Source organism: Micromonospora sp. IBHARD004, from assembly GCF_052814115.1.
Genome location: NZ_CP199934.1, coordinates 5,112,795 through 5,126,447, shown reverse-complemented (window position 1 = coordinate 5,126,447; position 13,653 = coordinate 5,112,795). Strand labels below are relative to the sequence as shown.

At 73.6% G+C, this 13,653-nt stretch carries 12 protein-coding genes; 7 read left to right on the top strand and 5 right to left on the bottom strand.

All coding sequences use genetic code 11. The annotated features are described in order from the left end of the window. Nucleotides 1-3,087: a bifunctional [glutamine synthetase] adenylyltransferase/[glutamine synthetase]-adenylyl-L-tyrosine phosphorylase gene (locus tag ACTWO6_RS24900; protein ID WP_446216205.1), complete on the top strand. Its 3,087-nt coding sequence runs from the start codon at nt 1-3 to the stop codon at nt 3,085-3,087. Nucleotides 3,088-3,384: 297 nt separating this feature from the next. Here the strand turns inward: ACTWO6_RS24900 and ACTWO6_RS24895 are convergent, their stop codons facing one another. Then, entirely contained in the window at nt 3,385-5,010 is a 1,626-nt protein-coding gene (locus tag ACTWO6_RS24895) for a hypothetical protein (protein WP_446216204.1), read from the bottom strand. A gap of 44 nt (nt 5,011-5,054) precedes the next feature. On the opposite strand from ACTWO6_RS24895, the gene mptB (ACTWO6_RS24890) reads away from it, so the two are divergent. From mptB (ACTWO6_RS24890) to ACTWO6_RS24875, 4 genes are all read left to right on the top strand, one after another. Continuing rightward, a complete protein-coding gene (gene mptB / locus ACTWO6_RS24890) occupies nt 5,055-6,455 on the top strand; it encodes a polyprenol phosphomannose-dependent alpha 1,6 mannosyltransferase MptB (protein ID WP_446216203.1) in 1,401 nt (466 codons plus the stop codon). A 6-nt stretch (nt 6,456-6,461) separates the two neighbouring features. Beyond that, on the top strand, nt 6,462-7,958 hold the full coding sequence (gene mptB, locus ACTWO6_RS24885; protein ID WP_446216202.1) for a polyprenol phosphomannose-dependent alpha 1,6 mannosyltransferase MptB: 1,497 nt from the start codon (nt 6,462-6,464) through the stop codon (nt 7,956-7,958). A gap of 72 nt (nt 7,959-8,030) precedes the next feature. Next, entirely contained in the window at nt 8,031-8,381 is a 351-nt protein-coding gene (locus tag ACTWO6_RS24880) for an ArsR/SmtB family transcription factor (RefSeq protein ID WP_446216201.1), read from the top strand. A 16-nt stretch (nt 8,382-8,397) separates the two neighbouring features. Beyond that, a complete protein-coding gene (locus ACTWO6_RS24875) occupies nt 8,398-8,862 on the top strand; it encodes an SRPBCC family protein (RefSeq protein WP_446216200.1) in 465 nt (154 codons plus the stop codon). A 587-nt stretch (nt 8,863-9,449) separates the two neighbouring features. Here the strand turns inward: ACTWO6_RS24875 and ACTWO6_RS24870 are convergent. The 3 genes from ACTWO6_RS24870 to ACTWO6_RS24860 form a co-directional block, all read right to left on the bottom strand. Next, nucleotides 9,450-9,785 carry a hypothetical protein gene (locus ACTWO6_RS24870; protein WP_446216199.1) on the bottom strand — a complete coding sequence of 112 codons (336 nt, stop codon included), beginning with the start codon at nt 9,783-9,785 and terminating at the stop codon, nt 9,450-9,452. Nucleotides 9,786-10,234: 449 nt separating this feature from the next. Then, complete coding sequence (locus ACTWO6_RS24865) at nt 10,235-10,414, bottom strand: hypothetical protein (protein ID WP_254336772.1); 180 nt, start codon at nt 10,412-10,414, stop codon at nt 10,235-10,237. A 75-nt stretch (nt 10,415-10,489) separates the two neighbouring features. Next, nucleotides 10,490-11,386 carry a hypothetical protein gene (locus ACTWO6_RS24860; protein ID WP_446216198.1) on the bottom strand — a complete coding sequence of 299 codons (897 nt, stop codon included), beginning with the start codon at nt 11,384-11,386 and terminating at the stop codon, nt 10,490-10,492. A 126-nt stretch (nt 11,387-11,512) separates the two neighbouring features. Between ACTWO6_RS24860 and ACTWO6_RS24855 the strand changes: the two genes are divergently transcribed. Beyond that, nucleotides 11,513-11,734 carry a hypothetical protein gene (locus tag ACTWO6_RS24855; RefSeq protein ID WP_446216197.1) on the top strand — a complete coding sequence of 74 codons (222 nt, stop codon included), beginning with the start codon at nt 11,513-11,515 and terminating at the stop codon, nt 11,732-11,734. A gap of 917 nt (nt 11,735-12,651) precedes the next feature. Next, the gene (locus ACTWO6_RS24850) at nt 12,652-13,023 is read left to right on the top strand and encodes a hypothetical protein (protein ID WP_446216196.1); all 372 of its coding nucleotides are present in this window, start codon (nt 12,652-12,654) and stop codon (nt 13,021-13,023) included. A gap of 132 nt (nt 13,024-13,155) precedes the next feature. Here ACTWO6_RS24850 and ACTWO6_RS24845 read toward each other — a convergent pair whose 3' ends face one another. Continuing rightward, nucleotides 13,156-13,566, bottom strand: coding sequence for a squamosa promoter-binding protein 15 (locus ACTWO6_RS24845; RefSeq protein ID WP_446216195.1), 411 nt, complete (start codon nt 13,564-13,566; stop codon nt 13,156-13,158). Nucleotides 13,567-13,653 lie beyond the last annotated feature (87 nt).

Sequence of the window (13,653 nt, the reverse complement as noted above, 5' to 3'; positions counted from 1 at the left end):
ATGACCCGACCGGCCCGGGGCCGCCTCGCCCGGTACGGCTTCGCCGAGGGCGACGGCCGGGCGCGCGCCGCCGACCTGCTCGGCCCCGACGGGCTGGGGCTGTGGCGGCCGGACACCCAGGAGCCGGCCGGCGAGCGGGCCGTCGAGCTGCTGGCCGCCCTCTCCCGGGCCGCCGACCCGGACCTGGCGCTGCGCCAGCTGCACCGCCTCGTCGAGGCGGAACGCCGCGCCGCGGGGGCCGGGCGGGCGGTCGCGGCCAACGGCGGCGCCGCGCCGATCGGGGGGACGACCGGTTCCGCGCTGCTCGACGCGCTGCACGACGACCCGGGGCTGCGCCGCCGGCTGGTCGCCGTGCTCGGGGCCTCCTCGGCGCTCGGCGACCACCTGGTGGCCAACCCCGACCAGTGGTCGGTGCTGGCCACCGCCCAGGACGGGCTCGCCCCGACCGCCGAAGGCCGGCTCGACCTGGCCGGCGCGGCGCGGCTCACCCCGTCCACCCAGCCGGTCGCGGTGCTGCGGCAGGCGTACCGGCTGGCGTTGCTGCGGATCGCGGCGGCCGACCTGACCGGCGGCCGCGGCCTGGAGCAGACCATGGCGGCGCTCTCCGCGCTGGCCGACGCCACCCTCTCGGCCGCGTACGAGATCGCCGTCGGGGAGCTGCCGGAGGGGACGCCACGCCCCCGACTGGCCGTGGTGGCGATGGGCAAGTGCGGCGGAAACGAGCTGAACTACGTCTCCGACGTGGACGTCATCTTCGTCGCCGCGGAGGACGACGACCTGACCGCGGCGACCCTGGTCGCCACCCGGCTGATCCACGTCTGCGGGCTGGTCGCCTGGCCGGTGGACGCCGCGCTGCGGCCGGAGGGCAGCCGGGGGCCGCTGGTGCGTACCCTCGCCAGCCACCTGGCCTACTACCGGCGCTGGGCCCGCACCTGGGAGTTCCAGGCGCTGCTCAAGGCCCGGCCGGCGGCCGGCGACCTGGACCTCGCGCGGGAGTGGATCGACCAGCTCGCGCCGCTGGTCTGGTCGGCCGCCGAGCGCCCGGAGGCGGTCGAGGACGTCCGGGCGATGCGCCGCAGGATCATCGACAGCATCCCGCCGAAGGAGCTGGAGCGGGAGATCAAGCGCGGCTCGGGCGGGCTGCGCGACATCGAGTTCGCCGTCCAGCTGCTCCAGCTGGTGCACGGCCGGATCGACGAGTCGCTGCGGGCGCCGGGGACGATCCCGGCGCTGCGCGCGCTGGTCGCCGGCGGCTACGTCGGCCGGGCCGACGGCGAGGCGTTGCTGCGCGGCTACCGCTTCCTGCGCGGCGTCGAGCACCGCCTGCAGCTCCAGGGCCTGCGCCGCACCCACACCGTGCCGACCGAGCCGGCCGCGCTGCGCTGGTTGGCCGCCGCGCTGGGCTACACGGCCACCCCGGGCCGCAGCGCCGTCGAGGAGTTCCGCGCCGAGTGGGTCACCCACGCCACCGAGGTACGCCGGCTGCACGCCAAGCTGCTCTACCGGCCGCTGCTGGAGTCGGTCGCCCGGGTCCCCGCCGACGGGCTGCGGCTGACCCCGGAGGCGGCCCGGCACCGGCTGGAGATCCTCGGCTTCGCCGACCCGGCCGGGGCGCTGCGGCACCTCCAGGCCCTCACCGGCGGGGTGAGCCGGACCGCCGCGATTCAGCGCACCCTGCTGCCGGTGCTGCTCAGCGAGTTCGCCGACGCGCCGGAGCCGGACCGGGGGCTGCTTAACTACCGGCAGGTCTCCGACAAGCTCGGCAGCACCCCCTGGTACCTGCGGCTGCTCCGCGACGAGGGCCCGGTGGCCCGCCGGCTGGCCCGGGTGCTCTCCTCCTCCCGGTATGCCGCCGACCTGCTGGCTCGGGAGCCGGAGGCGCTGCGGATGCTCGCCGAGGACAGCGAACTGACCCCCCGCCCCCGCGCGGTGCTGTGCGAGGGCTTCACCGCCGCGGCGGCCCGGCACGTCGACCCGGAGCAGGCCACCCGGGCGGTCCGCGCGCTGCGCCGCCGGGAGCTGGTCCGGCTGGCCTGCGCCGACGTGCTCAGCCGGGCCGGCGCGCTCGCCCCGCTCACGCCGCGCCCCACCGACCCCGGCGTACGGGTCGAGCGGGTGCCGACGCTCGCCGACGTCGACGCGGTCGGCACCGCCCTCTCCGACGTCACCGACGCCACCCTGGCCGCCGCGCTGCGGACCGCCCGGGCCGTCCAGCCGGAGCTGCCCGGGCTGCGGTTCGCGGTGATCGGGATGGGCCGGCTCGGCGGGTACGAGTCCAACTACCTCTCCGATGCCGACGTGCTCTTCGTCTACGACCCGCCCGCCGGGGCGAACGAGAGCGCGGCCAGCGCCACCGCGCACGCCATCGCCGAGGAGCTGCGCCGGCTGCTCGGCGTGCCCGCCCCCGACCCGCCGCTCGGTGTCGACGCCGACCTGCGTCCGGAGGGGCGGCAGGGCCCGCTGGTCCGCAGCCTCGCCGCGTACGCGCAGTACTACGCGCGCTGGTCGAAGGTGTGGGAGGCGCAGGCGCTGCTGCGCGCCCGGTTCGTCTGCGGGGACACCGACCTCGGCGCCGAGTTCGAGGCGATGGTCGACCCGGTCCGCTACCCGGCCGGCGGGCTGACCCGCGAGCAGGTCGTGGAGATCCGCCGGATCAAGGCCCGGGTGGAGAACGAGCGGCTGCCCCGGGGCGCCGACCCGGCCACCCACACCAAGCTGGGCCGGGGCGGTCTGGCTGACGTGGAGTGGGCGGTGCAGCTGCTCCAGCTCCGGCACGCGGGCCAGGTGCCGACGCTGCGCGGCACGCGTACCCTCGGCGCGCTCACCGCCGCCCGGGACGCCGGCCTGGTCGACGCGGACGACGCCGCGGCGATGGCCGCCGGCTGGACCCTCGCGGCGCAGGTCCGCAACGCGCTCATGCTGGTCCGCGGCCGGGCCGGCGACCAGCTGCCCCGGCACGGGGTGGAGCTGGCCGGCGTGGTCCGGCTGCTCGGCCGGGACGACCCCGGCGAGTTCCTCGACGAGTACCTGCGCACCGGCCGTCGCTCCCGGGCGGCGATGGAGCGGGTCCTGGACGCCCCCGCCTGACCGGCCCGCCGCGGCCCGGTGTCGGCTGCGGTTTGACCTGGCCGGGCACCTGTTGCTCGGTCCCTATGAAGCTGATGACGTAACCGATTCACCGTGCGGTGCCGACCATGTCGCCGCCGAGCCCGGCGGATCGTCTTCGGTCCGTGGGTCCGGCCTCGCCTCACCCCCCGGCCCGGCCCGCTCGGTGATTCATCTACGACATCAGCTTCATAGGGCGTGCGGAGAGGTCTCCGGCCCCGGCCGGGCCGGGTGCGGCGGCCGGGACCGGCCGCGGCGACCGGGACGGGCCGCGGCGGGTCAGCCGCCCAGGGTGTACGTGCCGGCCCGCGGCACGGTCACCGCCGTCCACTCGCCGTCGGCGGCGGTCGTCGCGCCGCCGGAGGCGGCCAGCCAGCGGTCGTGCCGCACCCGGATTGGCACGGTCCCCGCCGCCGAGGTGCGGAAGGTGACCGACGCGCCGTCCTGACGGACCAGCTCGCCGGGGGCGCCGACCAGCGGGGCCGGGTCGGTGACGGCGTACAGCCGCCAGTGCCGGTCCGACCAGACCTCCGTGAGGTACGGCAGGCCGGCGGCGACCAGCTCGGCCTCGGCCCGGCCCACCCAGGAGAGCTCGGTGTCCGGCACGGCGACGTACTGCACCGCGTTGTCGGCGAGCCAGGCCCGGTAGGACCCGGCGGTCAGCGGCACGCCGGTGCCGGTCGCGCCGGGCACGGTGGTGAAGAAGAGCGGGTTGCGGGCGATGTCCGCCTGCCGCAGCCAGCCCCGCGCCAGCGGCACCTCGCCGAGGTGCGCGGCCTCCCAGTAGTTGCGGGTCGGCGGCACCTCCACCCGACCGGTCAGTCCACGCCTCGTCAGCTCGGCGCGGAGCGGGTCGAAGAACGCCCGGTCGCTGGTCTGGTCGCCCGCGCTGCGCAGGTCGGCCGCCACCACCGGCGGCTGCCACCAGCACACCACGCCCAACAGCACCGCCAGGGCGAGCGCACCGGCCGAACGCCGCCCCGACGCGCCGGCGCCCGCCCGCCGCTGGCCGTCCGCCGACCGGCCGGCGGGGAGCCGGTCGCCGACCCATCGGGGCAGGCGGGCGGCGGCGGCCAGCACCGGCAGCGCGAACATCACCACCAGCCGGGCGGCGTTCAACCCGACCGGGGTGTGCACCAGCGCCGCGGCCAGCACCCCGGCCGCCGACAGCAGCGCCCCCACCCGCACCGGCCGGTACGCCACCAGGGCGGCCACCAGCAGGCTGGTCAGCACCGCGCGCAGGGTGTCGGTGCGGCTGATGTTCATCCAGCCGCCCTCGCCGAAGAGCAGCCCGGTCACCCCCAGGGGCAGCGCGGCGGCGGCGCCGAGCAGCAGACCGTCGGCGTACCGGCGGGAGAGCAGCAGCGCGACACCGGCCAGGCCGACGAAGAGCCCCGCCACCGGGCTGGTCGCCGAGGCCAGCAGGGCGCCGGCCACGACCAGCGCGGGGCGCGGCCAGCGGCGCCCAGGCGGGGCGTGCGCCGGCAGGGTCAGGGCGAGCAGCGCGGCCAGGCCGAAGGCCACCCCGAGGGCGTACGTCACCCGGCCGGAGACCAGGTTGCCGGCGATGGTGAGCACCCCGACGAGGCTGCCCAGCAGCGGCCGGGGCGCCGCGGCGCGCACCAGCAGGGCCGCGAACGCGGTCGCCGCGGCGAGCAGCGCGAGCGCGCCGGTGAGGCGTACCCCGAGCAGGGCCATCAGCGGTGGCGAGACCAGGCTGTAGCCCCACGGGTGGACGCCGCCGTACCAGCGCAGGTCCACCGGGGCCGTCCCGTGGGCGGCGAAGAAGTCGGCGCGGGCCACCTGGGCGGAGAGGTCCGAGCCGGTCGCCGGCAGGGCCAGGTACAGCAGGCCGAGGGCGAGCGCGGACGCGGCGGATACCGCCACCACCCGACTGCCCCGCATGCCCACCTCCCGACCGCGACCACCGTACTGGCAGCATGTCCCGCGTGCCTCACCACCTCTCGCGCTGGACCGGCCTGGCGGGCTCGGTGCTGCTCGCCGTGGCCGCCTTCCTCGGCGGCGCGCTGCCCCACGGAGACCTGCGACCCACCCCGGTCAGCATCTGGCAGGGCCGGAACGGCCCGCTGATCATCGCGCTCTGGCTGCTCGGCACCGGGTTGCTGGCCTGGGCCTGGTGGTCGCTGCGCGACCGGGTGCCGTCGACCCGCTGGGCGCTGGTCACGATCGCGCTCTGGCTGCTGCCGATGCTGGTCACCCCGCCGCTGGGCAGCCGGGACGTGTACGCGTACGCCTGCCAGGGGGCCAGCTACGCCGGCGGGATCAACCCGTACGAACAGGGCGTGTCCGCCCTGCCCTGCCCGTGGCTGGACACCATCTCGTACATCTGGCGGGACACGGCGGCGCCGTACGGGCCGCTCTTCGTGGTGCTCGCCGGGGCGGTCGTCACGGCGACCGGGTCGCTGGTCGGCAGCATCGTGCTCTTCCGGCTGGCGGCGGTGGCCGGGGTGGCGCTGACCGCGTGGTGCCTGCCGGTGCTGGCCCGCCGCTGCGGGGTGCCGCCGCAGCGGGCGCTCTGGCTGGCGCTGGCCTGCCCGCTGGTGCCGGTGCACCTGGTCTCCGGCGCGCACAACGACGCGCTGATGGTGGGCCTGCTCATCGCCGGGCTGGCGGTGGTGGCCTCCCGGCCGGGTCGCCCGCTGCCGCTGCTGGGCGGCGGGCTGCTGCTGGGGCTGGCCGCCGGGCTCAAGGTCACCGCGCTGGTCGTGGTGCCCTTCGCCGCACTGGCCGCGATCGCCGGGCCGTTCCGGTTCCGCGCGCTGCTTCGCGACGGCGTGTGGGTGGTCGGGGCGGCGGTGGCCGCGGTGGTCGGGGTGACCTTCGCCGCCGGGCTGGACTTCGGCTGGATCACCGGTCTGGAGCAGGGCAACCTGGTCATCGCCTGGACCTCGCCGTCGACCGCGGTCGGGCAGACCGTCGGCTACGTCGCGGCGCTCTTCGGCGCGCACGTCGACGCGCTGCCGGTGACCCGGGCGATCGGGGTGCTGGTGCTCGTCGTGCTGCTGGTCTGGCTCTGGTGGCGGGCGCGCCACCGGGACCCGCTCTGGCACGCCGGGCTGGCGCTGGCCGCCACGGTGGCGCTCTCCCCGCTCTTCCACCCCTGGTACTGGATGTGGCCGCTGGCGGTGCTCGCGGCGACCGCCCGGCGTACCGGCTGGTTCACGGTCGTCGCGCTGGTGTCGTCGTTCCTGGTCCTGGCGGACGGCACCGGCCTGCCCCGGTTCACCAAGATGCCCGGCGCGCCCCTGATGACGCTGTTGGTGATCGTGGTGGTCGTCCGGTTGGTACGGTCGGCTCGGGCGGCCCGCCAGCCGGCCCCCGCCGACTGAGGAGAGGTGCCGGTGGCCGATCCCGACGCGGTCGACCGGCCCGGACGAGCCCGGTCCGCGCGGTACGCCGGCCTGGTCGGGGCGACCCTGCTGACCGTCGCCGGCTGGCTGGGCGGGGCGCTGCCCGACGCCCCCGCCACCACCCCGGTCGGCATCTGGCGTGGCCCGCACGGGCCGCTGGTGCTCGGCTGCTGGCTGGTCGGCACGGTCCTGCTGGTGGGCGCCTGGTGGGCCGTGCGGCGGGGCGCGCCGTCGACCCGGTGGGCGTACCTGACCGCCGGGCTGTGGCTGCTGCCGCTGCTGGCCGCGCCGCCGCTGGGCAGCCGCGACGTCTACTCGTACGTCTGCCAGGGCTGGGCGTGGACGCACGGCACCGACCCGTACCGGGTCGGGGTGGCGGCGGCCGGCTGCCCGTGGACGGACGCCGTGTCGCCGATCTGGCGGGACACCCCGGCGCCGTACGGGCCGTTCTTCGTGCTGCTGGCCGGGCTGGCGGTGGCGCTCGGCGGTGGGCTGGTCGGGGCGGTCGTGCTGCTGCGGGTCCTCGCGGTGGTGGGGGTGCTGCTGGCCGCGCTCTGCCTGCCCGGGCTGGCCCGGGCCGTCGGCGTGCCGACCCGGCGGGCGGCCTGGCTGGCGCTGGCCTGCCCGCTGGTCGGCGTGCACCTGGTCGCCGGCGCGCACAACGACGCGCTGCTGCTCGGCCTGCTGCTGTTCGGCCTGCTGGTGCTGGTCCGCCGGCCCGGCAAGCCGCGGGCGCTGCTGGTGGCCGGGGTGCTGCTCGGGCTGGCGGTGGCGGTGAAGGCGGTCGCGGTGGTGGTGCTCCCGTTCGCGGCGCTCGCCGCGGTGCCGGGCCGCTACACGCCGCGCGCGCTGCTGCGGGACGCGGCCTGGCTGGCCGGGGGAGTGGTGGCGGCCCTGCTGGTCATCTCCCTGGTCACCGGGCTCGGTTTCGGCTGGGTGGGTGGGCTGGCCCGCAGCGGCGACTCGGAGCAGTGGACCTCGCCGCCGACCGCCGTGGGCTTCGTCGTCGACTACGCCGGGGCGCTGGTCGGCCGGGAGCCGCACGCGGTGCCGGTGGCCCGGCTGGTCGCGCTGCTGGTGCTGGCGGTGCTGCTCGTCGCGCTCTGGTGGTGGGCCTGGTCGACGCTGCGCCGGCTGAACGACGTAGGGCAGCGGGTGGTCCGGCTGGCCGCCGCCCGACCCCGGGTGGCCCTGATCGGGGCGGGCCTGGCGTTGGTCGCCACCGTGCTGCTCGCCCCGGTCTTCCACCCCTGGTACGCCACCTGGCCGCTGGCGGTGCTGTCGGTGGCCACCGTCCCGGTGGCGCGGACGGTCTGGTTCGTGCTGCCCTGCGCGGTGGCCTCCTTCCTCACCCTGCCGGACGGCACCGGCCTGGCCCGGTACAGCAAGGCCCCCGGGGCGATCGCGATGACTGCGCTGGTGCTGGCGCTGGCGGTGTGGGTGGTCCGGGTGGGGCTGGCGCGACGCGTCCGGCCGAGCTGATTCGAGCGATGTGGTTGACGGCGGCCCGCCGAGACCCTATGTTTAACACATCCGTTAATTAACAAGGTGGTTATGCAGGTGGCAGACGATCGGCTCAGCGTCATCTTCGCGGCGCTGGCGGACCCGACCCGCCGGGCGATCCTGGCCCGGCTGGCCGAGGGGGACGCCACCGTCACGGAGGTCGCCGAGCCGTTCGCGATCAGCCTCCCGGCCATCTCGCGGCACCTCAAGGTGCTGGAGAACGCCGGGTTGATCACCCGGGCCCGCAGCGCCCAGTGGCGCTCCAGCAGTCTCAACCCTGAGCCGCTTCGCGAGGCGACGGCCTGGATGGAGCGCTACCGGCAGTTCTGGGACACGAACTTCGACCGGCTCGACGCACACCTCAAGCGGATGCAGGCACAGGCCGAGCAGCACGAGCAGTGACAGAGAGGACAGCACCATGAGCGAGACCGCGGCGACCCAGGAGCTCGTCATCACCCGCGTCTTCGACGCCCCGCGCGAGGTGGTCTACCGCGCGTTCACCGAGCCGGACCAGCTCGCCCAGTGGTTCGGCCCGGTCGGCTGGTCGGTGCCCCGGGACACCGTCGACATCGACGCCCGGGTCGGTGGACACCAGCGCTTCACCATGGTGAATGACGCCGACCCGAGCATGACGTCCCCGGCCGACGGCACCTTCAGCGAGGTGGTCGAGAACGAGTTGCTGGTCGGCTACGAGGAGATCAAGGGCGTCCCCGGCTTCCCCGACGGCACGCGGCTGACCGTGCGGCTGGAGTTCCACGAGGAGCCCGGTGGCAAGACCCGGCTGGTGCTGCGGCAGGGCCCGTTCGACCCGGCCATCCGGGCGGACGCCGAGGAGGGCTGGGGCAGCTCCTTCACCAAGCTGGACGCGCTGCTCGCCCGCTGACGGGAGCACGAAATGGCCGGGCCGGCCCCGCTGTCGCGGAGCCGGCCCGGCCGGGTGCTGGTGGAGCTGGTCAGCAGTCGAAGTACATGGCGAACTAACCGCCCGTCGCGGCTGACCTGGGGGAGTGGCGTCGATCAAGCCGCTGAGCAGGCCGTACGCCGTATATCAACTTCCATCGTTATCCAGTGTTTCCAGGCGGCATCTGTACCCCTCGTGTACCTAATGATCATGGGGTGGTGTTGTGTGCGAGTGGTTTCGAAGGGGACCGGTGCGGCATCCCGTCGCGCAGGCTCCGCCCTGCCGGGCCGCGCCGACCTGGTCCAGGTGGAGCGCCCGGCCGGACGAACGACCTGGACCAGGTCGGCGCGGTCTGGTGGCCTCCGGTGTGCGACGGGACGCCGGTCGCGGCCGGGGCATCCCAGAGTCGCCGAGGGTCCGGGGCGAGTAGCCCCGGCCGCCGGAGGCCATCCCCGGGTCGTAGGGCCGGAGGCCCTGCCCGCCGGAGGCAGGTTCCCGATGCGTGTCGCTTGGTGTCAACGCGGAAGAGCCGGCAGTCCGCCAGCGTGCGTCACGGCCTGGCTTGCGGCCTATCGGTGCTGGCGACGCTGGGCGCTCCACTGGCTCACAAGGTGGGCGGGGAACAGGACAAAGAAGGCCAGCATCAGCACACCAAGGAGGTTGTGGGTCGATTCCTGCCAGCTCCGGGGCATGAACTCCCGCGCCTCGAACAGAAGTCCGGCAGCACCACAGCAGACGGCAGCCGACGCCCAGAGCCGAGGACGGTGCACCACTCGACCGAACAACCTGGCAGTTTCGGCGCGTCGGCTGCGGACTAGAACAACACCGGCGAGCACGATCACAGCGACATTGCCGCCGACGACCAGCGCAATCAGCACTGCCGAAAACACGTCTATGGTCGTCACGGCGCCAGGGTAGCCGTAGCACGCGATGCCCCCGGTATGGGTATCCCCGCCGTAGATCGTTGGTTTCCGCGTCAGCCCCGGTCGCCTCAGATGAGGATGGTCGGGGCCTCGGCGTGTCCGTCGGTCTCGCGGTGGCCACCGCCGGGCCGCGCCGGGAGCGAAGCGGCAAGGCGCGGACGGCCGGCGGAAGTGGCCCCGCGTGCGGCCCGCAGGGCCGCCTTGAAGACGTATGGAAAGTTCTCACCGGGCCGAACCGGCGGCAATGTCGTACTCCGGTTGATGCGTTACACCTTGACTCCGCTTGATTGGTTACGCGGTCCCCGATCCGCTGGCTACCGACTGTGAACCTCTGGCCGAAGACGCGGATGCGGCAACATCCGCTTCTGCCGATGAGCGCGCACTGGATCATGGGCGTTGAAGTATCCCGGCTCCCCGACGTCCGCGGGCCGTCAGCCGTTGAACGTGCTCCAGGCGGTGGTCCAATCGCGAGTGGCGCGCAGGCTTGCCCGTTGACGGGCGCCGACGAACACGTGGGTGCCGCCGTGCAACCCGGCGGTGAGAGCGACGAGCCCGGGCGCGACGTAGAGATGCGTCGGGTCGGCGGGCACGGCCAGCGGCTGCAGCGGCACAGCGATGAGGTGTCGAGTGAAGCGTTCGAGTTGCTGGTTGTCGAGGACGGCGCGCCCGGTGACGCGGCGCCGGTGTCAGCGGCCCCGCAGCTTGTCCCACACTGTCCGTCTGGGCTGTGGTTGCGCCGAGGGCAGCACGTCTTCGGCAAGCATCCGCCGGGCCGCGTCGCGCGTGGCGGCGGACAGGTCCGGAGTCACGCACACAAGCTGCGCCAGCGACGTCGCGATGAGCACGGGCCGGGTCTGTTGCGCCGTAGACGCTTTCTCGAAGCGCTCGGCCACCAGCGCGGCGACGCCGGCCCGTTGCGACGGGTCCGTCCACGCCGAGGCCACCAGCGCGTAGACGGCCGCCTCGGTGGTCCAGTCCTCGACGCCGAAGACGATGTCGGCCAGCAGCCCCGTTTCACCCCGGTGCAGCAGGCCAAGGCAGCACCACGCCTGTACGGTCCGCTCCCACACGGACATCCGTGTGCGCACCGGCGACTGCGGCGGGTGGACGAGCAAAGACAACAATTCTTTGACGGGTACCTCGCGCAGCCGCGCCGCCGCATGCAAGGTGACCGCAGGCGGGCCCCAGGACCGTTGCGCGGCCAGCTCCGTCACCACCCCTGCGGCGTCCGGGTCGGGCGGGGGCAGGGCCGCGGTCTCCCGGGTACCGTCGTAATGCCACAGCACGGCGCCGCCTGGACGCAAGGGTTGGCGCGGATCGGGTTCGCCTGGGCGGCCCATGGCGATGACGATGCCCGGGCAGCGTCGCCGTACCAGGGCGATCGCGCTCGGCGGCTCTATCGCGGAGATCCCCATCTCTGTCGCCATCTGCTGGGGATTGAGTCCGGCGACGGCGTTGATGCTCGACGCCTTGCCGGCGGGCACAAAGCCTAGCCACGCAATGTCGCGGGCCTCCTCGAAATAACCGGCATTGAGGCGCTCCATCAGCTGGCCGAGGTCACGTGCGCCATGATCGGCAGGCATGCGGGTCAGCATAGACCGCCACCGGCGGCGACGCTGCCCGAGCGGCGATCCGGCCCGCGTCTCGCGACTGTGAAATATGTTCACCGATCTGGCCGTGCTCGCGGTAACGATGTCGCTACGGTGCTGATGAGGGCCGCGCCGAAAGGGCTCGTGACAGTCAAGCCGTTCCAGGGCAAGATCAGTCTCGATGTCCGCGACTCGCTACCGGACTGGGCAGCGCTGCGCCTATCTGGTTTCCACCCCGCCGCCACCGTGCTCGGCCATCCTCATTTGCCGCGATCCGCGCGCATGTCGCAGGTCAGTTGGCAGACGCGTGTCGCACATCAGTCGACGGAGGACAACCGCTGAGGCCCGCGCACCGCCGAATTCCCCTCTTTAGGATCAAGGCGGCCCGCAAAGCGGGCCGCGCCGGCCCGGCCCCGGCCTGCTGGCGACCTCCGGCCGGCATCGGCCGGGCCGGCCGGCCACGCTGACGGACGACAAGACCTCGAAGACCTCGGGGCTCCGCCCCGAACCCCGACCCTCCTCAGAGATGCCGCCGCGAATCACCTCGCCGGGCACCACAAGGGCTACCAGCCTCCCCGAACGGGGACCAGGTCGTTCGTCCGGCAGGGCGCTCCACCTGGTCCCCGTTCGGGGAGGCTGGACGGTCTGGCGACTGCCCGACGAGGAGATCCGCTAAAGCCAGCATGCCGTCGACCCGTCGTCCCGCAGGGCGGAAGAATGCCAGGGGTCCGGTTGGCAACGCCAATCTCGCCGCGCAGTCGGGGTAGCCACTGGAATTCAGGCGTGTAAAGATCACGCCGTGCTCACCTCGTCAGCATCCCCCCCTGTCGCCGTCCTGCTGTTCTTTGAGCTTGTCGGCATCGCTGCCATAGCTCTAGGCATCGGAATAATCGTGACGCGGCGTGTCCCGTGGCCACTTCAGGGTCTCGCACCGCTGCCGTTGCGCAGAGGCAGCTCCGTCGCTCTGATCGGCGTCACTATCCTCCTGGGAGCGTCAGCGGAGTTTCCATCGACTCCGCATCCGGTCGCAGTAGCGCTGAGCGCAGCGGCTTTCATCACCATCACGGCCTCTATGGCCTGCCTGATCTTTGTGCGGCGCTAGCAGCCAAGTCGGCTAGATCGTTCGTCCGGTAGGGGCGCTCCACCTGGACCCCGTCCGGGGAGGCTGGACGGTCGGAGACTGCCCGACGAGGAGATCCGCTCCCCGCCCACGCCAGCAGCCTCCAGCTATCTCGCCTGCTCATGGCACACTTCCCGGCGTGAGCTACGACCTGGCGGTGTGGGAAGGCGACCGGCCCGCAAACGATGCACAGGCCGAGACGGTCTTCGAGCAGCTCTACAGCACGTTCATCGAGGATGAGTACCCGACGCCGCCGACGCCCCGCATCCAGGCCTACGTCCAGGCGCTGCTTACGCGATGGGGCGATCTGACAGACGACGACGAGGACCAGAGCCCTTGGTCGGCAGGGCTTTCGATCGACAGCGCCTCTGGACCGTTCATCTACTTCGCCATGGTCTTCAGCCGTGCGCGGGAGGTGTCGGCCGGTGCTGCACGCATCGCGGCGGAGCATGGCCTTGTCTGCTTCGACCCTCAGCTACGTCGGCTTCGGCCCGCTCCTGACGAGTTGTAGGACGGGCCATCAACGGGCCAGAAGTAGGCGTCTCAGACGGTCACCAGCGGGCGCGAGCGGTCAGCATGCCAGCCGCGGCGAGCAGGCGTTCCGGACATCATGGCCGGCCGATCACGCACTTCCAAACTGCGGCTACGACCCGGCGGTGGGCCAAAACTCGTCGTCCTCCTCGTCTGGCGACGAAGGGGCGTACTGCCGCAGAGCGCCGTTGCGAATCATCCAGACGCGGAAGAAGGACTCCTCCTGGTCCATCGCGAAGAGCTGCACTGCATTGGGGTTGCGCCAGGCCAGGGAACCGAAATGCTCCACAACAGCAGCGAGGTCGGCTTGGTTGAGCGCCCCGGCGAACACCTCACATTCGGGGTTCTTATGTCCGCCCCACTGGTTGTCCGCAGCGGTGATCAGGAGCAGGTTGCCGCAGCCGCCCGGCCTCATGCCTAGCTCGCGACGGGGGCACTCGTTGTCGAGCCACCCGCTGAACGCCTCCGCGTTGAGGCGGTCCTCCGGACCCACCGACAGCATCACGTTGGCAACCCAGCTCACCGCATCCCCCAATCCACGACCCGGGACCGTACAGCCATTCGTACAGCCAAGACCATCCGCTTACGCTGACAACGCCGGACGGTGACG

Coding starts and splice junctions, on each gene's coding strand:
- ACTWO6_RS24860 (WP_446216198.1), bottom strand. CDS start 11,386: ATGCCTGCCGATCATGGCGCACGTGACCTCGGCCAGCTGATGGAGCGC.
- ACTWO6_RS24895 (WP_446216204.1), bottom strand. CDS start 5,010: ATGCGGGGCAGTCGGGTGGTGGCGGTATCCGCCGCGTCCGCGCTCGCC.
- ACTWO6_RS24855 (WP_446216197.1), top strand. CDS start 11,513: ATGAGGGCCGCGCCGAAAGGGCTCGTGACAGTCAAGCCGTTCCAGGGC.
- ACTWO6_RS24900 (WP_446216205.1), top strand. CDS start 1: ATGACCCGACCGGCCCGGGGCCGCCTCGCCCGGTACGGCTTCGCCGAG.
- ACTWO6_RS24880 (WP_446216201.1), top strand. CDS start 8,031: ATGCAGGTGGCAGACGATCGGCTCAGCGTCATCTTCGCGGCGCTGGCG.
- ACTWO6_RS24875 (WP_446216200.1), top strand. CDS start 8,398: ATGAGCGAGACCGCGGCGACCCAGGAGCTCGTCATCACCCGCGTCTTC.